16 protein-coding genes are annotated in these 23,461 nt (G+C 36.1%); 10 read left to right on the plus strand and 6 right to left on the minus strand.

Features of this window, described 5'->3' with window-relative positions; genetic code table 11:
* Positions 1-1,606 precede the first annotated feature (1,606 nt).
* From JAZ75_RS14840 to JAZ75_RS14850, 3 genes are all read left to right on the plus strand, one after another.
* Complete coding sequence (locus JAZ75_RS14840) at positions 1,607-1,828, plus strand: hypothetical protein (protein ID WP_183915658.1); 222 nt, start codon at positions 1,607-1,609, stop codon at positions 1,826-1,828.
* Between the two features lie 497 nt (positions 1,829-2,325).
* A complete protein-coding gene (locus tag JAZ75_RS14845) occupies positions 2,326-3,138 on the plus strand; it encodes an RNA polymerase sigma factor (protein WP_208696348.1) in 813 nt (270 codons plus the stop codon).
* Between the two features lie 14 nt (positions 3,139-3,152).
* Positions 3,153-4,247 (plus strand): hypothetical protein, encoded by a 1,095-nt coding sequence (locus tag JAZ75_RS14850; RefSeq protein WP_208696350.1) that lies wholly within the window; start codon positions 3,153-3,155, stop codon positions 4,245-4,247.
* Between the two features lie 845 nt (positions 4,248-5,092).
* Here the strand turns inward: JAZ75_RS14850 and JAZ75_RS14855 are convergent.
* Together JAZ75_RS14855 and JAZ75_RS14860 are read right to left on the minus strand one after the other, a co-directional pair.
* Complete coding sequence (locus JAZ75_RS14855; protein WP_208696352.1) at positions 5,093-5,506, minus strand: hypothetical protein; 414 nt, start codon at positions 5,504-5,506, stop codon at positions 5,093-5,095.
* A gap of 127 nt (positions 5,507-5,633) precedes the next feature.
* Positions 5,634-8,168, minus strand: coding sequence for an ATP-dependent Clp protease ATP-binding subunit (locus JAZ75_RS14860; protein WP_208696354.1), 2,535 nt, complete (start codon positions 8,166-8,168; stop codon positions 5,634-5,636).
* Positions 8,169-8,350: 182 nt separating this feature from the next.
* Here JAZ75_RS14860 and ettA point away from each other — a divergent pair, with 182 nt between their 5' ends.
* From ettA to ccoS, 7 genes are all read left to right on the plus strand, one after another.
* Positions 8,351-10,033, plus strand: a complete 1,683-nt coding sequence (gene ettA / locus JAZ75_RS14865) for an energy-dependent translational throttle protein EttA (RefSeq protein ID WP_132772298.1) — start codon at positions 8,351-8,353, stop codon at positions 10,031-10,033.
* 3 nt (positions 10,034-10,036) lie between these two features.
* A complete protein-coding gene (locus tag JAZ75_RS14870) occupies positions 10,037-11,227 on the plus strand; it encodes a PAS domain-containing sensor histidine kinase (RefSeq protein WP_208696356.1) in 1,191 nt (396 codons plus the stop codon).
* A 5-nt stretch (positions 11,228-11,232) separates the two neighbouring features.
* A complete protein-coding gene (locus JAZ75_RS14875) occupies positions 11,233-12,294 on the plus strand; it encodes a response regulator (protein ID WP_132772302.1) in 1,062 nt (353 codons plus the stop codon).
* A gap of 195 nt (positions 12,295-12,489) precedes the next feature.
* Positions 12,490-12,903: a hypothetical protein gene (locus JAZ75_RS14880; protein ID WP_021190230.1), complete on the plus strand. Its 414-nt coding sequence runs from the start codon at positions 12,490-12,492 to the stop codon at positions 12,901-12,903.
* A gap of 4 nt (positions 12,904-12,907) precedes the next feature.
* Positions 12,908-14,281 (plus strand): oxygen-independent coproporphyrinogen III oxidase, encoded by a 1,374-nt coding sequence (hemN, locus tag JAZ75_RS14885; protein WP_208696358.1) that lies wholly within the window; start codon positions 12,908-12,910, stop codon positions 14,279-14,281.
* 10 nt (positions 14,282-14,291) lie between these two features.
* Positions 14,292-16,679, plus strand: a complete 2,388-nt coding sequence (locus JAZ75_RS14890; protein WP_168128451.1) for a heavy metal translocating P-type ATPase — start codon at positions 14,292-14,294, stop codon at positions 16,677-16,679.
* Between the two features lie 25 nt (positions 16,680-16,704).
* Entirely contained in the window at positions 16,705-16,884 is a 180-nt protein-coding gene (gene ccoS, locus JAZ75_RS14895) for a cbb3-type cytochrome oxidase assembly protein CcoS (protein WP_031288414.1), read from the plus strand.
* A gap of 2 nt (positions 16,885-16,886) precedes the next feature.
* Here ccoS and JAZ75_RS14900 read toward each other — a convergent pair whose 3' ends face one another.
* The 4 genes from JAZ75_RS14900 to JAZ75_RS14915 all read right to left on the minus strand — a co-directional run bounded on the left by JAZ75_RS14900 (position 16,887) and on the right by JAZ75_RS14915 (position 22,057).
* On the minus strand, positions 16,887-17,849 hold the full coding sequence (locus tag JAZ75_RS14900; protein ID WP_046792063.1) for an FAD:protein FMN transferase: 963 nt from the start codon (positions 17,847-17,849) through the stop codon (positions 16,887-16,889).
* Positions 17,850-17,872: 23 nt separating this feature from the next.
* On the minus strand, positions 17,873-20,056 hold the full coding sequence (locus JAZ75_RS14905) for a PepSY domain-containing protein (RefSeq protein ID WP_208696360.1): 2,184 nt from the start codon (positions 20,054-20,056) through the stop codon (positions 17,873-17,875).
* 5 nt (positions 20,057-20,061) lie between these two features.
* Complete coding sequence (locus JAZ75_RS14910; protein WP_021190236.1) at positions 20,062-20,457, minus strand: DUF2271 domain-containing protein; 396 nt, start codon at positions 20,455-20,457, stop codon at positions 20,062-20,064.
* Between the two features lie 94 nt (positions 20,458-20,551).
* Entirely contained in the window at positions 20,552-22,057 is a 1,506-nt protein-coding gene (locus JAZ75_RS14915) for an ankyrin repeat domain-containing protein (RefSeq protein ID WP_208696362.1), read from the minus strand.
* Positions 22,058-23,461: the final 1,404 nt, after the last annotated feature.

The raw sequence follows: 23,461 nt of genomic DNA on the forward strand, positions 1-23,461 counted from the left end.
ATTTCTAGTTCACCACATAAAATAATTGAGGCTTCTTGTGACGCCGTAGGGTGAGGGTTTTGCCACTCACTGAATACTGAAGATAGTATGTTTTGTTTCTGATTACAAGTTGGAAAAGGTATATACAACCCCAGTAGATTTCATACTTTAGATTTTCTTTTTATTACTGACTACAATTTAAAAGAGCGTTTGAAAATAGTTATAAAGTTAAGGGGTTAGAAGGTTAGTTTCTAGTTCACCATATAATATATTGAGGCTACTTGTAGCGCCGTAGGGTGAGGGTTTTTACCGCTCACTGAATAGTATTTATACACAATGGGAAGGTTTTCCTATTGATATAAATTTACACAACTTAGTCTCTGTGGAAAAATAAAGCATATGCAAAACAAAAGTGATTAGGATTTATGTAATTAAATATGTTTTAGGATTGGCTTGTTTACGAACTTGAAGTATACTCAATCCTAGGAGTAACTCGAGGCATTAAAATAGGTTGTTCTATCTTAGGTAGTGGAATATATAAGCAACTTTACTGTAGTTGTCAACCTGATTTTAGAAAATCTATATACAACTAAGGCGTCAGAACTATGTTTGTTAATGATGCGATTTACAAACTAACTGTAGCATAAAATGATTGAGGTTTACATCCGTAGAGTGAGGGTATTTGCCACTCACTGAATATTGATAATAGGATTGGTGTTACCAACCACAGGTTGGAAAGGTCTGTACGACTCAGTACTTGCAAGGTAATCTTTTGTCACTGTTGTTGCTGACCATAATTTGAAAGGTATATACAACGCCGTCTTTATATGCAATGTTTTCAAGTGCGTTGTTGCTGACCATAATTTGAAAGGTATATACAACAGGCTCATCATTTGTAATCTTAAAAGATGAGTTGCTACTGACTACAATTTAAAAGAGCGTTTGAAAATAGTTAGAATTTAAAGGGTTAGAAGGTTAATTTCTAGCTCACCATAAAAATAAATGAGGCTGCTTGTGACGCCGTTGGGTGAGGACAAATGTCACTCATTAAATACTTTTGATATGCAATGGGAAGGCTTCCCTATTGATAATGAGTAGTCTAACTTATTTTTTGTGTGTAATCATGAAAGACATTTAAAAAAGGTAGAAAGTAGGATTTAATAAATTCAAAATGTAATATTTTGTGTGCTACTAGCATAAATTTTGAGGCTACTTGTAGCGCCGTAGAGTGAGGATAAATTTCACTCACTGAATACTTGTTATATGCAATGGGCGAGCTTCCCTATTGGTAATGGTTTATATACCAATTGTTTTGGGAAGGATAAAAGAAATTGGAAACAGCAAATATCGAATTTAAGTGAATTGAAAATGTAAATTTATTTCCTAATACTAACATACATTTTGAGGCTTCTTGTGACGCCGTAGGGTGAGGGCCGTTGCCACTCACTGAATACAGAAAATAGCATTGGTAGCTACTGACTATGAATTGAAGGGTATTTACAATTTATGAACAAAAAACATTTTTTAATTCTAAGTTTACTGACCATAGTAAATCTAACACAATATAACCTGATATAAGCTCTTCAAACTATTGCCAATTAGGTACTTATAATATTTATTGCTAAATTTGAGTATGACTACATTTAAAGTATCTGTTCCAGAAGACAAGACTTCTTTTTTCCTCGAAGTACTCGAACTTATCGGGGCTACATACGAGTCGAAAGAGACCAATTTCAAACTAACTGATGAACAAGAGCAGTTCCTTTTGTCTCAGAATGACGTGTCGCTCGATGATTGCCAGCCTGCTAATCTAGTTTTCGAAGAGTTAAAGGTCAAATATAGCGTATAGAATACTTCTCATTCTGATATATCCTGATAAATAAATAATTCTTGAGGCTTCTTGTGGCGCCGTAGGGTGAGGACTATAGGTCACTCTCTAAATACTTATTTATTACAACTAGCCAGCGTAGAATGCATTAGTTATGCATGGATGGGTCTTGCTGTTGACATAATTTCATTACACAATGGGCTGCTGTAATCCCGAAATTTAGATACACAATGCTAGTCACCCTCAGGTCACTTTATTTGCACTGAAAATAAACGAGCTTACACAATTAGTTTCTCACGCTTTAAGCTTAAATAGAAGCATACACAATAGATGGGCATTCTCTCGTTAAAACTTGCATATTCCGATCAATTCCAATATGATATGAACGTTCTAAGTCGTTTTAATATACCTCAAACATGATCTCAGTTTCCAATAAAATCCGCCAGACCAGCTGAGATCTGTTGAGGTGAAGAACCAATTAATTGGCATTCTCGTATGCCTTCACTAAAACGTTGATTATGAATAAAACTTTACAAATACAGCAAGCTGAGAAATACATCTCCTTTCTCCAAAATGGAGATGAAAGAGGCTTAAATTTTTTCTACAATCGCTTTTACGGATATCTTTTTGCAAGTACATTTCGGGCAACAAAAGATGATTGTGCGGCAGAAAGTATAGCACAGGAAGCTTTATTGCGACTATGGCTGTACCGAAAACAGGTTAAGGATATAGACGATACTTTAACCTTTTTAAAGGCTCAGGTTAAATCGGCTATTCATGCATTCTACAACACTACGCGAGATAGATTTCACAGAAACCTGTTACGACTCGATGGCATTGAAAACTATCAAGAGTTTCTAATGGGTTATGAAATGGAAGAAGAGGAAGAAATGGATTTGATCTATATGGAGAAACTTGAGGAAGAAAAGCAAGAGCGATTGGATAAGCTCAACAAACTACTGCCAAGCCTTAACAATCAACAGCAGCTATTCATCAAACTTTGTTTAAAATATAGCTTTAACTATGAACGCATTGCCTATTATTTGGGAGGCATATCTGACTATGAAGTCAGCTTGCAGGTTGAAAAAACGATTGATACACTACGTTCTGTATTCAATAGTTCGCAGCAAATGGAACTCCTAAATAAACCATCTAAAATTGTGTTGCAAGGTGAATTCAATGATCAACAGCCCGAAATCTTTCATATGCGCTATGAACTTCAATTTTCTTTTGAGCAAATTTCGGAAGCCCTAAAATTGAACCCATCCCTGGTCAAACAACTGTTCGTGCAGGCTCATGCTAAGATAAAAACTGCAAAGAAAACAGCTTAATAAAATATATCGCTATGGAAAAAGATACTCTAATTTTAACCCGAAAAGTTCAGATTTATTTGGACTGTGATGATAAAGAGCAACGGGCTGAATATTATAAAAAATTATTCGAATGGCAAGACATTGTATACCGTGGATCAAATATGGTGATGACGCACCAATACATCCAAGAGCAGATAAAAGATTTTATTTATTTACGCGATGAGGTCAAGGTGAAGCTTGCGGATTTTGATAAAGACCCAGAAGGTATATTCACATCGTCTAAGATGAATACTACCTATCGAATATTGGCTCTATATTTTAAAGGTAAATTACCATCGAATATTCTCTCGGCAATGAATATGACGTTGAACAGAGCTTTTAGTACTGATCGGGTGGCTTATTGGAAAGGTGAAAAATCATTGCGGAACTATAAAAAAGATATGCCAATTCCCTTCGGTGGAAATCAGGTGAAACTTAGTAATGATGAGAAAGGGTGGGATTTTAAATTGCAGCTTTTCAAAATCCCTTTCCGCACGTATTTAGGTAAAGATCGATCAGACAAAAGGGTGTTACTACAGAGAGCATTGGTCGGACAGATCAAAATTTGTACTAGTTCTATCCAGATTGTGAAAGGGAAGATATTTCTGTTGTTAGCTCTAGAATTACCGAAAAAGCAACACGAACTGAAAGATCATATCATTGCTGAAGCATCCTTGTCCGTAGAGCATCCAATTACAGTATCTATTGACAAGGACAGTTATCAAATAGGAAACAAAGAAGAGTTTTTATATCGTCGGATGGCTATTCAGGCTGCTAGGCAACGATTGCAAAAAGCTTCAGCATTCAATAGGGGTGGTCATGGTCGTAAGAAAAAGATGAAAAGTTTGGAGCAGTATAACGAAAAGGAGAAGCAGTATGTAGATAGTCGTCTCCATCTTTATAGTCGAAGGCTGATTGATATATGTGTGAAATCTGAAGCAGGAACATTATTATTAGTCAATCAGACGACCAAAGAAGAGTTTGCTAAAGAGGATGAATTTCTATTACGAAACTGGAGCTATTATGGTTTGATTGAAAAGATTAAATACAAAGCCAATATGGCTGGGATTAATGTTATTGTAGAATAATTTTTAGGATTGTAAATCGAAGTAAATTAAATTTGGCGCAGATAACTTAAATAGAGAAGTTATAATTCTTATCAAGGCAACAGAAGCTCGTTATTAGTTATATAGGAATAAAGTATGGATAAATTATTTTTTGTAATCTTCAACAGTTATTATAAGGATAATGAATTTAAAAATGATAACCTACCGCTCACAGTAGGGGGGCTATTTTTTGGTATGTTCTTTGGAATTTATATGTTTTTTTGCTATTCCTATATTATATATCAGGATGTGAATGCTCGTCAAGGCCCGACAGATACTTTAGAATACTTGATGGTAATCCTTAGTTTTTCCACCACTTATTTTATTTTTTTCTGGAATAAACGATACATGAATATTTATGAAAAATATAAGGATAATGTAACATTAAGAAAGAAGTCAATAAAATATTTTTATTTTTTTTTAATATTCTTTCTTATACTTTCTTCTTTATTTCTAGGTCTCATTCGGAATAAGCTTGTGTTTGGTAACTGGATATAATCAGAAAGTATTAGGTCTGGGAGCATGATTAGCGAATAGCATGCAAGTTATTTCGATTTCTCATTCACCTCAGATCGCATCAAAAAGTAGATGTCATTTTAAAGTATGCAAAAATGATGAGGGAGATAAGACGAAGTCTAATATTGTTCTTTTGAATCAAGAAAACAATTCAAAGAAATTGCTCAGATGTTGAACGGTATAAAATAACTACCTAAGCAACATTGGGTTCATGTTAAGGCTATGCCTTGTAGGACGACTTATTTAAGTAAAACCTTAATAAAAAAACAAGTAGATTTAATCATTTAAATTTACTCGTTTTTTAAGAAAAATTAATTACCAGCAGTAGCATCTGTTAAAACAATTTTGATGTCCATATCGTTAGGAGCTTTTGGAGTTAAACCACTTACATCCCTTGCTAAAATACGTACTTTACCAATTGAATAGTTAGAAGAGTAGTCATGACCAAATATTATAGCAGGAATTAGTTGGTATGTTTTAGAATCTACAAAGTTTACAGCTACACTTACATGCCCATCTTCGTAATATTGTGCATCTAAGTCCTTCACAGGAATCTCAATACTATAAATATTTCCATTTTTTGTCCATTGATTGGAGTTAACGGGGTAAACATAACTAACTCCATCTAATACATTAACTTCTTGAGTTATATACTCTTTCGTGCAAGAACTAAGTGAAGTTAAGGTTGCACCACCTATTAATAAGGCTAATAAAATTCTTTTCATATCTGTAGTTTTTTTGTTCCTTAATTTGTAAGACTGTTCGTATCTAAAATAGTTTAACATTCTATTAACACTTTCTAACAAAAAATGCACCACGAATGGTGCATTTTCTTAAATAAATCAAATTCTATTAATCTTCTTTTTTATCTGCCGGCTCAATCGGTCTTTCAGAACGATCAGCAGTGACTTCTATTTCTTTCGTTTCAGCGTTTAAATCAACTTTTAAACGATCGCCAGATTTGATATCACCTTTTAAGATTTCTTCAGCGATTGGATCTTCTAAATATTTCTGAATTGCTCGTTTTAATGGACGGGCTCCGAAATTAGTGTCATATCCTTTTTCTGCGATAAACTCTTTTGCAGTTTCAGTCAAATCTATTGTGTAACCTAAATCTGTGATTCTACCGAATAGAGATTTCAACTCAATATCAATGATTTTGAAGATATTCTCTTTCGATAACGAATTGAAAACAATCACATCGTCGATACGGTTTAAGAATTCAGGAGCAAAAGCACGTTTCAACGCTGTTTCGATAACAGTTCTTGAATGTGAATCTGCTTGCGTTGTTTTTGCCGCAGTGGTAAAACCAACACCTTGACCGAACTCTTTCAATTGACGTGCTCCGATATTAGAAGTCATGATGATGATGGTATTTCTAAAATCAACTTTACGACCTAAACTATCTGTCAATTGTCCTTCGTCTAAAACTTGTAATAATAAGTTGAAAACATCTGGATGTGCTTTTTCAATCTCATCCAATAAGACTACAGCATATGGTTTACGACGAACTTTCTCTGTTAACTGTCCACCTTCTTCATAACCAACATATCCCGGAGGCGCTCCCACTAAACGTGATATCGCAAATTTCTCCATGTACTCACTCATGTCTATCTGAATCAATGCATCTTCAGAATCAAACATAAAGCGTGCTAACTCTTTTGCCAACTCAGTTTTACCAACACCAGTAGGACCTAAGAATATAAAAGAACCAATTGGTTTTTTCGGATCTTTAAGACCAGCACGTGTCCGTTGGATAGCTTTCACTAATTTTTGAACAGCATCATCTTGTCCGATGATTCTGTTTTTCATTAGGTCACCCATGTTCAACAGTTTTTGACTGTCTGTCTGGTTAACGCGTTGTACAGGAATTCCTGTCATCATCGAAACAACTTCTGCAACATTATCTTCAGTTACGACATAACGTTTTGCTTTCGTTTCCTCTTCCCACGCTAATTTTTCACGGTCAAGTTCCTCTAACAGTTTTTTCTCCGTATCACGTAGTTTTGCAGCTTCTTCATATTTTTGACTGCGAACAACACGATTTTTCTCTAATTTGATCTCTTCGATTTTCTCTTCGATATCAATAATAGATTGTGGAACATGTATGTTTGTTAAATGCACACGTGAACCAGCTTCATCCAGCGCATCGATAGCTTTATCCGGTAAGAAACGATCTGTAATGTAACGAGTCGTTAAACTTACACAAGCTTCAATAGCTTCAGAAGTGTAGTTGACATTATGGTGTTCTTCGTATTTATCTTTAATACGATTTAAAATCTCAATAGTCTCATCACGAGTTGCAGGTTCAATGGTTACGCGTTGAAAACGACGATCCAAAGCCCCATCTTTCTCGATGTACTGACGGTACTCATCTAATGTAGTTGCACCGATACATTGAATCTCACCTCTTGCCAAAGCAGGTTTGAACATGTTGGATGCATCTAATGAACCCGAAGCTCCACCGGCACCTACAATGGTATGAATCTCATCAATGAATAAAATCACATCTGGAGATTTCTCCAATTCATTCATCACAGCTTTCATACGCTCTTCAAATTGGCCACGGTATTTTGTACCAGCCACTAAAGATGCGAGATCAAGCGTAACGACACGTTTGTTAAACAGTACACGTGATACTTTACGTTGTACAATACGTAGTGCAAGTCCTTCTGCAATGGCAGATTTACCAACACCCGGTTCTCCGATTAACAACGGGTTGTTTTTCTTACGACGTGATAAAATCTGAGAAACACGTTCGATTTCTTTTTCACGACCTACAATAGGATCAAGACGACCTTCCTCAGCAGCTTTTGTTAAATCGCGGCCGAAGTTATCCAAAACCGGAGTTTTAGATTTAATGTCAGAAACCTTCTTCGGTTGGATGAATTGCTCTTCTTCAGGATAATCGTCATCACCAGTGGACGAGCCTGGAGCTTCATCTCGGATAGTTGTTTTATTTTGTTCTACTTCCGCTTTGAAGATATCATAACTCACCTGATATTGTTGCAATATTTGAGAAGCGATATTATCTTCATCTCTCAAAATTGCCAATAGCAAATGCTCTGTTCCTATGATTTCACTTTTAAAAATTTTAGCTTCTAAATATGTGATTTTAAGTACTTTTTCTGCTTGTTTAGTAAGCGGCATATTGCCAATTGGAGCGCGAGATACAGCTGAGCTTTTCACGGCCTCCTCTACAGACTGACGTAAAGCCGCAGTGTCAATTCCGATATTTTTCAAAATCTTAATTGCCATGCCATCACCTTCACGAATCAAACCTAACAACAAGTGTTCTGTGCCAATATAATCGTGACGCAACCTCAAAGCCTCTTCTCTACTGTACGATATGACATCTTTTACGCGCGGTGAAAATTTTGCTTCCATGTAATTTACCTTTCTTTTAATGACCAAGAATGATATAAATGTAATAAATTTACTTTATCAATCCTTAATATTTTAGTAATATTTATCAACAATTAAGCCATGCTATTAAATCGATCAAAATGTCAGTATAAAAGTTTACATTTGTGTGTATTTATTGTCCAAACAAAGAATAATTGATTAGTATGTCAGACGAAAAAATAATCTTTTCAATGGCGGGTGTCAACAAAATCTACCCTCCTCAAAAACAAGTTTTAAAAAATATTTACCTTTCTTTTTTCTACGGTGCAAAGATTGGTGTAATCGGTCTTAACGGTTCCGGAAAATCTTCACTGTTAAAGATAATTGCTGGTTTAGATAAATCTTTTCAAGGTGAAGTTGTTTTCTCACCAGGTTATTCTGTGGGTTATTTAGCGCAGGAACCTATTTTAGATCCGGAAAAAACAGTACTTGAAATTGTTCAAGAAGGTGTTGCCGAGATCACGGGTATTCTGAAAGAGTACGAAGAAATTAATGAAAAATTTGGCTTACCTGAAGTGTATGAAAATGCAGATGAAATGGATAAGCTTTTGGCTAGACAAGGTGAACTTCAGGATATTATTGATGCAACCAATGCTTGGGAAATTGACTCAAAATTAGAACGTGCCATGGATGCTTTACGTTGTCCAGAGCCTGATGCTAAGATTGCCAATTTGTCAGGAGGGGAGCGCCGTCGCGTGGCAATGTGTCGTCTTTTGCTACAAGAACCGGATGTTTTATTATTAGATGAGCCAACCAACCACTTGGATGCTGAGTCTATCGATTGGTTAGAACAACATTTAAAACAATATAAAGGTACAGTTATCGCTGTAACCCACGATCGTTACTTCTTGGATAATGTCGCTGGATGGATTCTGGAATTGGATCGCGGTGAAGGTCTTCCTTGGAAAGGAAACTATTCTTCTTGGTTAGATCAAAAATCTAAACGCTTAGCGCAAGAGGAAAAAACAGAGTCAAAACGTCAAAAAACATTAGAACGTGAATTGGAATGGGTGCGTATGGCTCCTAAAGCTAGACATGCCAAATCTAAAGCACGTCTTCATAATTATGAGAAATTAGCTTCAGAGGAAACGAAAGACCGTGAAGAGAAATTAGAATTATTCATTCCACCGGGACCACGTTTAGGTAATGTCGTGATTGAAGCAGATAATATTTCAAAATCTTACGGTGACCGTATCTTATTTGAAAACTTAAGTTTCTCACTTCCTCCTGCCGGTATTGTGGGTATTATTGGTCCCAATGGTGCCGGTAAGACAACTTTGTTCCGCTTGATTACAGGACAGGAACAGCCTGATACGGGTACATTTAAAGTCGGCGAAACGGTAGCTCTTGGTTATGTGGATCAAAACCATGATGACTTGGATCCGGAGAAATCAGTATGGGAAAATATTACCGATGGAAACGAGAATATTATGTTGGGCAACCGCTCATCAAACTCGAGAGCGTATGTTTCAAAATTTAACTTTAATGGAGCAGATCAACAGAAAAAAGTTGGTGTGTTATCTGGTGGTGAGCGTAACCGTGTACACTTGGCCATTACATTGAAGAAAAGTTCGAACGTACTTCTTCTGGATGAGCCTACCAATGATATTGACGTGAATACTTTACGTGCTTTGGAAGAAGGTTTGGAGAATTTCGGTGGTTGTGCAGTTGTTATTTCCCACGATAGATGGTTCTTAGATCGTATCTGTACGCATATTTTAGCATTTGAAGGTGATTCTCAGGTATATTTCTTCGAAGGGAACTATTCAGAATATGAAGAAAATAGAAAGAAAAGAATTGGCGATGTCACTCCACACCGTCTTAAGTATAAAAAACTAGTGAAATAGTAAATGGATAGTGCGAAGCTTTTAGAAGCAATTGTTGATCATGCTATTGATGGAATTATTACGATCGACAATCGGGGATTGATCGAATCTATTAATCCGGCAGCGTCAAGTTTATTTGGTTATTCAGATCATGAAGTTATCGGTAATAATGTTTCGATGTTAATGCCCGAACCGGATCATAGTCGCCATGATAGCTATATCGATAATTATAAAAGAACAGGGCACAAAAAGATAATTGGAATAGGAAGGGAGGTTCTTGGAAGAAAGAAAGATGGAACCACCTTTCCTTTTCGTTTGGCAGTGAGTGAGGTGTGGTATAAAAATAGAAATATTTTTACAGGCTTTATTCATGATCTTACAAGAGAAAAAGCCGCGGAAAACCGATTGAAAAAACATGCTGTCGAGCTTGAACAGAAAGTGAGCGAAAGAACGAAAGATTTGATTATGCTTGTTTCGGAACTGGAGAAAACAAAGGCTGAAGTTTCGAAATCGCTTGAGAAGGAGAAAGAACTTGGTCAGCTAAAATCGCGATTTGTTTCCATGGCTTCGCATGAATTTAGAACTCCCTTGAGCTCTGTACAGTTATCAGCTTCATTGATCGATAAGTATATTGAAAAACCAGATTTTGCAAGTGTATTGAAACACACCGGTAAAATTAAGAGCTCTGTTCAATTGCTAACAAGCATCTTAAATGATTTTCTATCACTGGAAAAGTTGGAAGCAGGTGTTGTTACGGTCAATAAGCAAATGATCAATGTGGTTGGATTAGCAGAAGAAATTACCGAAGAGATGCAATTGATCTGTAAAAAGAATCAACATATTGTTTATCAGCACACAGGTGAGGTTGGACTGTTTATGATGGATTCTAATTTACTTAAAAATACGGTTGTTAATTTGATTTCAAACGCGATAAAATATTCTGGTGAAGATACCTTCATTGAGTTTAATACTATAATCGAGGATAATATTTGCATCATCACAGTCCGTGATAATGGAATAGGAATTCCGCAGGAAGATCAGATCAATTTATTTGAACCGTTTTTTAGAGCTCATAATACAGGCAATATACCAGGTACAGGATTAGGATTGAACATTGTAAGACGTTATGTTCATCTTATGGAAGGATTATTGGAATACAAATCTGCCATCAACGAAGGAGCTTTTTTTAAGATGATATTTACCCAAAATAAATAATTGAGGTGGAAAAGAAGACAATATTAATTATAGAGGATAATACAGATATACGGGAAGGAACGACAGAGATTTTGGAGTTAACAGGACGTTATCATGTACTTGCAGCGGAAAATGGCCGTGATGGTGTTGATTTAGCAACAACTCATTTGCCCGATTTGATTCTCTGTGATATTATGATGCCTGAGTTAGATGGCTATGGCGTTTTATATATTCTAAGTAAGAACGAAGAAACGGCACACATACCTTTTATTTTCCTTACGGCTAAAGTTGAACGGTCTGATATGCGAAAAGCAATGGAGCTAGGAGCAGATGATTATTTAACAAAACCTTTTGATGATGTTGAGTTGTTAAATGCCATTGATGTGCGCTTTAAAAAGCGGGGACAGATAGGCGAGGCCATAACAGTTAAAAACTCCTTGTATTTAAGTCCTGAAGAACAAGATTTTTTGTTGAAAGAACTCATTGAAAAATCTCGTGTTAAAGTATTCAAAAAGAAACAAAGTATTTACGAAGAGGGTGATGTACCCGTATTCGTCTATTTTGTGTTGAGTGGACAGGTCCGCAGTTTTCTATGTTATAATGATGGACGGGAGCTTTCGACAGATATTCAGATTGCAGGTACATATATAGGCTATGAAGCGATGCTGTTGAATGAAAATTATTCTGATAATGTTGAAGCTATTGAAAAATCCGAAATAGCACTGATCAGTAAAGAAGACTTTTTTGAATTAATTTATCGCAAACCTTTGATTGCAGGTAAATTTATCCAGTTGCTATCGGGAAATATTAGAGAGAAAGAAGAGCAATTGTTGGGATTTGCTTATGACACGGTACGTAAACGTATTGCCAATGCATTAATTAGTGTTGCTGAGAAAACGGTGAATACAGCAATTGAAGATGAATGTGTTATTCAAATATCAAGAGAGGGAATCGCAACAATTGCAGGTACTGCAAATGAAACGATCTCGCGTGTTTTAGCCGATTTTAGAGAGGAAAATTTAATTGCAAAAGAGAAAAGTGCCATTCGTATTTTCTCAGTTAAAAAACTTCGTAAGGTAAAGCAGTAAGGTCTTTTATTACCAAGATATTTTGATCAGAAGGGTCGCATCCAGTAAGGATGCGACCCTTTTTCGTTTTCAGAGCATTTTTAAGCTTAAAAATGTGACGTAGATCACTTTTTAAGCTGATGAACTTCATGTGTAAGTATTTGAAGACTATTTACTTTTGTTCTAGTTCGGATTTAGAATATCAAAAAAGATAGCATGAAAGTAGTTGTTTACAGTATTCAGACCTATGAAAAGGAGTTATTAGCATTAGCTAATGGTAAAATGCATGATTTGACATTAATTTCTAATGGGCTAAATGAAGAAACAAAAGTTTATGCTACAGGGAAAGATGTTGTTGTCATTTCGGCACAGGATATTCTAGAAGCTTCCATGCTCCGGGTGTTAAAAGATATGGGTGTAGGCCGTATTCTGACACGTACTTTAGGGACAGAACACATCGACTTAGTTGAAGCCGGAAAGTTGGATATACAAGTTGCTAATACACCTTATGAGGACCAAAGTCCAAAAGGTATTGCCGAACAGACAATTCGCAATTTGAATTTGTGGGGTGCTGGCAAATGTGTGGGCACTGCTTGTTGTTGTTTAAAAGTATGTCCTGTAAAATTATAATCTCATGAATTCGAACAATGGAATAGATTTGCAGTCTTTAGTACGGAAGTACAATGTTGCAGCCCCTAGATATACGAGTTACCCAACTGTTCCATTTTGGAATAGCGACCAATTCTCTGAGAAGGAATGGTCTAGTCGCGTATATCATACCTATCAAAAATCAAAAAAAGCAGGGATAAGCCTCTATATTCATTTGCCATTCTGTGAAAGTCTGTGCACATATTGTGGTTGCAATACCCGAATTACGAAAAATCATAAAGTTGAAATACCTTATATCGACAGTTTGCTAAAAGAGTGGGGGATGTACACAGCAATATTAAAGGAAGGTGCGCCTTTGATTTCTGAAATTCACCTTGGTGGTGGAACCCCTACCTTTTTTGCTCCAGAGAATTTAGCAAAATTACTGGCGGGTATTTTATCGAAAGCTCAGGTCGCAGACGATGCATCATTTTCTTTCGAAGCACATCCTGGCAATACGACTTATGAACACTTAGCCGATTTATATCAGTTGGGATTTCGAAGATTAAGCTTGGGAATTCAGGATTTCGATCCGCTTGTGCAGTTTACCATTAATAGAAAGCAGGATGTGGAAGATGTACGCCGCGTTATGCAAGAGGCACGTACTATCGGTTATACTTCTATTAATTTTGATCTAATTTACGGACTGCCCAAACAAAGTTTGAAAACAATAACAGAAACGATCAAAGAATCGCTGTTGCTTGATCCGGATCGAATTTCTTTCTATAGCTATGCGCACGTGCCATGGTTAAAGCCTGGACAGCGTCATTACACTGAATTAGACCTACCTCAAGGAGAAGAAAAGCTTGCGCTTTATACCTTGGGAAAGCAATTTATTCAAGATGCCGGATATAGAGATGTTGGAATGGATCACTTTGCTAAACCTGGCGATGAATTGTTTATTGCATTTCAACAGCAAAGGCTTCATCGCAATTTTATGGGATATGCAGATCGTTATCGTCCCTTATTGATTGGTCTCGGAGTATCTTCTATCAGTGATTCGTGGGATGCTTTTGCACAAAATGTTAAAAGTGTGGAGGAATATCAAAAGATGATTGAAAACAATCGGTTGCCGGTTGTGAAAGGGCATTTACTTGATGACGAAGATCTGATTATTAGACGCAACATTTTAGATCTGATGTGTAAAGGAGAAACAAACTTAGCGGTTGGTTTGTTTGAAAATGAGTCTATTATAAAGCGTTTAGAAAAAATGGTAGAAGAGGGTTTGGTTCTTATTCATGAGGATCGTGTTCTTATAACCCAATTAGGAAGATCTTTTCTACGCAATATCTGTATGGCTTTTGATCTGAAATTACAAAACTCCAAAAACGAAAAAGAATTATTTAGTCAAGCTATTTAAATAATCTGTAATGGTGGATATCAAACAAACTCAAATAGACCAGCATTGTTTTCATTGTGGTGATGCAGTTGTCTCCAGTGGCTATCAATTTGATAACCATGATTTCTGCTGTTTAGGCTGCCAAACAGTATACCAGATTTTACATGATAATAATATGCAAAGTTATTATCGCTATAACCAGCATCCAGGAAAATCAAACCTTGATAAAACTGCTGATTTGTCTTATTTGGATGAAGCTATTATTACCGATAAACTGATTGACTATAAAGATGAGCAGATCACGATCATAACATTTTACATTCCTGTAATTCACTGTAGCTCTTGTATCTGGTTATTAGAGAACCTGTATAGATTAAACCCAAATGTACTTGTCTCGAAAGTTGATTTCATGAAAAGACAAGCAAGTATCACATTTAAGCATACGGAATTATCACTCCGTGATCTTGTACAGTTACTGCGAAGTATCGGTTATGAACCAAAGATTACCTTGCAGGATGTGGTTAAGGCGGGCAAAAAAATTAATGCTAATCCATTGATAGCAAAAATAGCGGTAGCAGGTTTTTGTTTTGGAAATTCGATGATGTTGAGCTTCCCTGAATACTTTGGACTGGCAGGTTTTGAAAAAAACTATTCGGTGTTTTTTGGGTATGCAAATCTTTTATTTACACTGCCTGTTTTACTGTATAGTGCTTCAGATTATTTTAAATCGGCATTTTTAAGTATCCGTCAAAAAAGACTGAACTTAGATGTACCATTGGCATTGGGAATATTTATCTTATTTGTACGTACCGCATATGAAGTGATCTCGCAGACCGGGGCTGGCTTTGGGGATACACTTTGTAGTTTGGTCTTTTTTATATTGATTGGGAAATGGGTTCAGGAAAGAACATATTATCACATTTCTTTTGAACGTGATTATAGAAGTTATTTTCCTGTAGCTGTAACAACGATACACGATGAAAAGGAAAAACCGATTCAGCTGGCCGATTTAAAAGTTGGGGATCGGATTTTAGTCCGAAATAATGAAATCATACCAGCAGATGCGGTGTTGCTCCGCGGGGATGCCTGTATAGATTTTAGCTTTGTGACTGGAGAGTCAAAACCTGTGACTAAAACACTAGGCGAAGTGATTTATGCTGGAGGACGTCAAATGGCTGAAGCGATTGAGCTTGAAGTGGTCAAATCGGTTTCGCAGTCTTATTTAACCAAGCTTTGGAATAATGAAAATTTTAAACAATATGATAAACAGTTTCAGACATTTATAAGTTATATCAGTAAATATTTTACGGTTGCTTTATTGGTTATTGCCCTATCTGCAACAGTTTTTTGGATGATGGACGCGGATACCGATAAAGCTTGGGGTGCATTTACAGCAGTATTGATCATCGCCTGCCCTTGTGCTTTAGCATTGAGTTCTCCATTTACATTGTCTGCAGCTTTAAGTGTATTTGACCGAAACAAATTCTACGTTAAAAACACAGATGCCATTGAGCAGATGGCATCAATTGACACGATAATATTTGATAAAACAGGGACAATCTCGTCACCTACTGTTAATGGAATTGTTTTTGACGGATATTTAACAGAAGAAGAAAAAATATTGGTGTATTCTTCTTGTCGAAATTCAAGTCATCCATTGAGCCGGGAGATTGTAAAATGGTTAGAAGGAGTAGATGCTGTACCGGTTAATCGGTATGAAGAAAAAATTGGAGAAGGGTCAGTAACTCATATTGGCCAATATACAATCAAGATCGGTAGTGCCCGTTTTGTAGATGTGCCTACTAGAGCAGCAGAAGCTTCTTATGTATTTGTTTCTATTAATGGTGAAGTAAAGGGTAGTTTTGCAATGGAACAGTCCTGGCGTGCCGGGCTTTCCGGTATTATTCATGATTTAAAACATTATGATCTTCACTTGATATCGGGCGATAATGATCGAAAAAAAGATTTATTAAAGGAGATTTTTCCTTCAACAACACGATTGCTGTTTAATCAATCTCCACAGAATAAATTGGATATTATCAATTTATTCAAAGAGAATGGACATCGTGTCTGTATGGTAGGAGATGGGCTTAATGATGCTGGAGCCCTAAAGACTGCCGATCTAGGGATCGCGGTCAGTGATGATATCAATAATTTTTCTCCAGGTTGTGATGCAATCTTGGATGGCGAATCTTTTGATAAATTACCTAAGTTTTTTGCTTTTAGTAAAGATGCAGTCCGTGTTATTCACTTAAGTTTCTGTATCTCTATTTTTTATAATGTGATTGGACTGAGTTTTGCTGTTCAAGGAGAAATGTCTCCCTTGTTTGCAGCAATACTGATGCCTATAAGTACGGTAACGATTATATCATTCACCAGTATTTTGACAAGATGGTTTGCAAAAAGAAGGGGATTATAGAAGATTTTTATATTAAAATAGTGTTATGAGTATCATCTTTATGTTGATTGGCTGTAGTGTATTTGTTGCGTTATTGTTTTTAGGTGCTTTTTTTTGGGCTAATAAAACGGGACAAAATGATGATACCTATACGCCTTCTGTTCGAATCCTGTTTGATGATGATGTGGAAGAAATTGAACCGGAACCAGAAAAGAAGAAGCGCTAGGTTTATCTTTGGCTTTTTATAACAGTTCCGTTGTCAGTTATCAGAAGATAATGATAGAGGGGAAATCTTTTTGCTAATAAAATACCTTCTTCTTGACCTAGAACCATAATCGAGGTGCTTAGAGCATTCGCAAACTCAGCAGAAGGGCCGTAGATCGTAACACTGGTCAGTCCAGTAGAAGGATAGCCAGTTTTAGGGTTGATGATATGTGCATATCGTCTGTTGTCAATTTCAGCATACTTCTCATAATTGCCCGATGTCGCAACAGAATTTTCCTGCATTTTTAATATTTTAATCGTTTTATAAGCTTTGAAAGGGTTTTTTATGCCTATTAACCAAGGCTTATTATTTGGTTGAAGCCCCCAGGTCGATAGATCTCCAGATGCATTAACGATGCCAGCTAAAACATATTTTTCTTGCATCAAAGCTCTTCCACGATCTGCCGCATAACCTTTTCCAATTGATCCAAAACCTATTTTCATACCCGGGAGTGCTAAGTAAATACTGCAATTGACACTATCTAAGATAATATGCTGATAACCCACTTTTTCAACTGACTTACGAATAGCTTCTTCCGTAGGTAATTCGGTCATACTGCCATCAAATTTCCAGATTTTGTCTAAAGCAACAATACTGATATCAAAAGCTCCATTTGAATTGCGGGAATACGCGATTGCTCTTTTGGTCAGATCAAAAACTTCACGATCTACTTTTACAGGTTTAATACCTGCATTGCGGTTTACTTCCGAAATCTGGGTTTCCGGTCTCCATTCTGAAATCAGATTCTCAATACGTGTAACCTCTGCTATTACAAGATCAATATGATTTCGGGCAGATGCGGTATCCCGGTCTACAATAGTGATTTCAAAGACAGAGCCCATTAAAGTCACTTGCTTTTTTTGTAATACCTGTGCCTGACTAAGCGTTATAATAAATAGGAAGGTGACCGTACAAAGAAGTCTCATGAGCAGTAGTATTGATTTGTCTTTTAATAACAATCGGTTAGAATCTGTTTCTTCTCCTTATAATAAAGCAGTGCTTTACCTTTTTGCGATAGGGTCATTTCTTCAAGGACCTTTTCGACGTCACGTTGCATTTGAAGCGATCCACAGATCATAATGACACCGTCATTCTCTAAATGTTCTACAAATAGTTGTACGTCATGTTTGATTAGATCCATCACATATTGTGCTGTTGATTCTCTTGAATATGCAAACTGATAGGCTGTTAAATGTTTTTTTATAATTTCCTCTTGTGCAAATTGTTGATAGCGCTGTGTGAGTGTATTGTTGTATCTAAAACCAGCATATAAACGAAGAGGTGTTTTTACATTGTTTTGAATCATACCTAAAAAAGGTGCAATTCCTGTTCCGTTTGCAATCATAATAACAGCAGGAGCTTTAGGAAAGTGGAAGTCAGGATTCGTCATCACCCGGGCATCAATATGGTCATTTTCCTTTAATTCATATAGAAAATTTGATCCCAATCCATTAGGATGCAGCTTAACTTCCAGTTGAATCGTTCCATTATTTTCACCAATGGAATAAAAGCGTTCCCTATTATCATGTGCAGGATATATTGCTAAAAGATCGCCCGATTGAAATTTTAACTTTCTGAGAGGTTTAAATACAACAGTGAATGTCGCGTGATCTTGGCTTGTTTTTTTAACAACCTGAAGTTGCTGCAGATTGGCAACTTTTGACTGGTATAAAGATGGAGCAGTAGCTAGAGCAATGCACGATTTTTCACTCCAGTGATGTACCCAATTTGTAAATTCATGAGCAGATCGATCATTAATTTTATGAAGATCTAAGAAGCGGGTAGCCCATTCTTTGGTCGCAAGAAGTTTATCTATATGTTCTGCGTAGGCACAATAATCTGGGTAAGCTTTCGATCCGAATCCAATTACACTGTATTGGACTGTCTGTTCTTGAGGAAATTTCTCAAGTAGCTCTTCAAAATTTGATGCTCCAGTCGGTGCTGTCCCGATCCCATATGTCGAAGTGAATATTAAAATATGTGTCGCATTTGGATAGTTTTGGTATTGGTTCATCGCTGTAACAAACGAACATTTACCATCTGCCAGTAGTTGCTTATGAATCTGATTTGCAAAAAATAAAGTACTGCCATTTTCTGAGCCAACTAAAATAATAAATTCAGCTTCGTTGGCTTTATATTTATTTTTAATCTTAGTTTTTGTTCTTCGGAATGTGATGACAAAGCCAGTATAAATAAAGAATACAATGTTTAAAGAAGCAAGACCTAGAATAATAGCCCAAATCACATTTGTTCGGCCTGTATGGATATCGAGACTTAATTTCTCTAGTGCTGCAGTATAAGGATATTTTGTTTCTTTAACGATTTCGCCATTAAACTGATTAACTGTAACAGCACGATCCTTAAATTTGATCGTGTAAAATTCTTCAGGATCATCATCCATGAAAGGAAATTCAATCTTTTCAATTGTACCTAAAGTGTGCTGTTGAAAAATCGCAAATTCCTTGAAATCCTTTTGATTCTCAGTTTGCGTATCCTGATGTTCAAGCTCTTCGTTCGATTTCTTGATCAGTTCCATTCGTGCCATAAATAAATATGTGCCTGATAAAGCAATGATCAAAATAGGAATGAGGAACAATCGTCCACTGACAACATGAAAATATTGAGCAAAAAAATCACGGTTTATTTTAGAAAAGAAATTGCGAAGACCCTGCTGACGTTTAAGGATCAAGATGAGTCCACTAATGGTAATCAATAGCAATATGAAGGAAACCAGGCCGACTAATATACGTCCTGTTTCGTGTAGAAATAAGGAACGGTGTAAGGCGGTTGTCCACTGGATGAACTGGCTTTTGGGTTTGATTTCACCTAATACTTTCCCTGTGGTCGGATTGATATAAGCTTTAATGGTATTACCCTCTTCATCTAAAGCATCTATACTGACAAATTGATTGTGATCGACTGCTATTTCAATGATTTCAGGGTAAACCTTGCGCAAGGCCGTTATGGATTGCGCAAGGGTTATGGTATTGGAATCTTCTACTCGGTATGCTTGTGTTTTTTCGTTAACTGCATCTATCGCCAATATAATTCCTGTTACGGAAAGTATGAGTAAAAATAGGGATGATACTATCGCAAGAGCTAAATGTGCATACCTCCATATGGATAAGGTCATTTTAATTATTGAACTTTACTTAATTTTACAAATTTAATATATCCTTTGCCGCTAGCACGCTCCGCTAATGCTTCTGTTGTCAAGGGAATTTCTACGTCAGTGACATGATACTTTTGTTCTTCAACAGCCGATTCGAAACGTAATTTATAACCTTTGTTCAATTTTGTATCGTCAATTTCTATTGTTCTCATTGCACGGTCACCACCACCAACAGAGGCGCCTGTAATTGCACTAAGTTTGTTGTTGGATTTTGTTTGAAACTTATGCCATTCTTTAAGCGTATTATACCATTGTTTATCCGGGCCTAATACAGAAAGCGTTTTTTCGTAAGCGCCTTTTGGATTGATTAATGATATAATGATATATGCTCCCTCACCCTCATAGCTATTCATTTGAATCATGCACTTGAATTTACTTGATTGTGCAAATGAATTTGAGCTAAATAGTGTAATAAGAAATATAAGTACAGTAAATTTTAAAGAGGTTTTCATGCCGTTATTTTAAGAAATCGATAGATACATTATTTTTTGCTAAAAAGTCATTTTCCTTTGCAATGTCGTAAGCAGTTTCATCAAGTGATGTTAGCAGGTCTTTTTTAGCACCGATTGAAATCAATTCTTTAAGAATAGTATCATCTTTTGCTATTAAAGCCGCTTTATGTAAAGCGCTCATGCCATCATTGTCCTGAGCATTAATATCAGTTCCTAAGGCAGCGACTCTTTTAATAAGGTTTATGTTCTCTTTTGCAACAGCTAAGTGTAATAAAGAGCTTTTATTTTTTTGAAGATCAGTGACTGTTAAGCCATTATTCTTTAATAAGGTTAATTTTTCTTCAAAACTATCTCCTTGTGGATTGCGTTGCTGGCCACCTTGTGTTTGAGGATTGGGTTCTGTGTATGAATTTAACCAATAATAAGCAAGATTGTTTCCGTCTTTATTCAGCACTTTGATGTCAGCACCATTTTTAAGTAATAAAGCTGCTACTTCTGAAGAGCCATTTGCAATTGCTTTTGTCAATGCAGATTCTCCTTTATCATTTACAGCGTTAATATTTGTTGTTTTTGATAATAGAAGCTCGACCAACTTCGCATCTTTACCGGCAGCTGCGACCATAAGTACGGTATTTCCTTCATTGTCAGCTTTGTTGATCGCAACGTCCTTTGCCAGGAAATAGTTGATTACTTCCATATTGGGTCTACGTACTAATGCATGTAAAATTGTAGCACCATCTTTATTTGTTGCTTTTGGATCTAACTTTAGAGTTTCTACCAAGTATTTATATGTTTCAATACCATTAGTAACCTGTCTAGATCCTTGAGTAGCGAAGAAAAGAGCATTATTTGTTGGTTTAACGCCTCTTTTTATCAGTTTTTCGATAAGTTCAATATGACCAAGTTTAGCAGCATAGTCGACTGCAGTACGTCCAAAGTTATCCTTATCTGTTAGCGATAACCCTTTCGATACAAAATAATCAGTAATGCTTAAATCATTATCTGATGCGACTGACAATAAAAGTAAGGTCGCCCCATCTTCATATTTTTGCTTTGGATCTACACCTGCTTTGAATAAAGCATCGTAAACAGTTGTGTTTTTGTTTCCTGTTGATGCCGCATAGGCTGCAATAGGAAAGCCATGACTATCTTGATAATTGACGTCCGAACCTTTAGCTATTAAATATTTGACAAGTTCAAGATTTCCTGTAGAAGCAGCCCAATGTAAATAACTGCGGCTATGGTGTGTTTTTTTAGTAACACTATTTCCTTCTTGTTCAATTAGATATTGGATAATATCATTAGGAGCTTTATTTAAAATAGCGGTAGTAACAGGATCGAATGAAGCCGCATTTGGTTTTGAAGGGCTATTTCCTTTTGCGATTTCAGTTTTAACAGTAGCTAAATTTGGCGAACCTTTCCAAAAATCAGCATTCATCAAGGTGTTGTTATTTTGGGCTTTTCCGTATAAAGCCGATAGTAATAAAGCTGCTAGAAAAATCTTTTTCATATTATGATTGGAATATCTTGAGTTTGGAATTTATTTATACTAAATCTAAATAGTAGGCAAATCTATAAAATTTAATTATAGAAAAAAAATATTATTTATTGAAAATTACACTATTTAAAGGCATTGCAGTGATTATGGTAACAGGAAGCTATTAATAATATCTTATACAATCTCACTTTGTACGTTTAGCTTTTACTTTAGTTTTAAAGTAACTTTTTTATATCAAGGGGAATTGGATCATTAAATGAATTTAATTACTGCTGTTATGCTATTTGTAAGTGAACTAATATCCTCTTATTACTTTTTCACCTGCTAGAAGTTATTTGTATAAACTTCTATGGTGTGTATTTGTATGAATAATTTGTATACTGGGCTATTGGGATAGCGATATTATAAAAGAAGGAAGTATAAGGATACTGACTGTTACGAAAGTGATCATAAAGCACCTCTTTAAACCAATTGAATTTGGAGAAACCTACTATTGTTAGCAGGGTGATACCATGTTATAAGCAAGTAGGGATCTTGTTCGAATATAATAGAGGTATAATAGGGGGATAAGAGGGGGTTTATAGGGGGTTAGTAGAGGTAAAGCTCTATTAACCCCTTATAAAATCCCAGTAATCTCTCTGTAAATCCCAGTTTAAGTATTAATCAGGCCCCTATCAGTTCCTGATCAGGTTATAATATGCCTTATTCTGGAGTATCTGTACGGGGGATAGCTGGCTATTGCAAAACAGCAGCACTTCTCAGGATCCCTTTTGTAGTATATACTTTATAGTATAAAGTAAAGATGTCGGCCTTGCGGAAAGCATGAGGAGACATGGATCACCTTATCAGTAATAGTAATAGTAATAGTAATAGTAATAGTAATAGTAATAGTAATAGTAATAGTAATAGTAATGTAGTATATATAGTGTCGATGATGCCGCTGTACCAATACTCCGATAAGATATAATTTCCACCTGGCCATTTCCTGAAAGCATACTGCATCCATAAAAGACGGCGGAGGACGAACAGTCTCCCTGCATACCCTTTTTTATAGTTCAAAGCCAGGATTGTCCGTTTCTCAGCGCCGAGAACAGATCATAGGTAAATTTATCGGCCAGGTTATAAGCCGTTTACCGGTTCACAGCAAACTATTTCCGGAAAAGATTAGGAAGTGATTATAAAAAGTCGCTATCTTTGCACCACTCCGCAAGGGAGGAACGGCTTATCCGAAAGGATAGGCACTGAAAAAAGAAGGGTTTAATGAAGATTAAACGCAGAAACATCAGGAAAACAAAAAAAATAAATTTTCACATTTATTTTGGAGAAACCAAAAAGATTTCTACCTTTGCAGTCCCAACGGAAACGAAGGGAAACAGAAACAAGATCGATAACGGCGCAATGCCGACATCATAAAAG

The sequence above is a fragment of the Sphingobacterium sp. UDSM-2020 genome (assembly GCF_016132525.1).
Taxonomy (GTDB): Bacteria; Bacteroidota; Bacteroidia; order Sphingobacteriales; family Sphingobacteriaceae; genus Sphingobacterium; species Sphingobacterium anhuiense.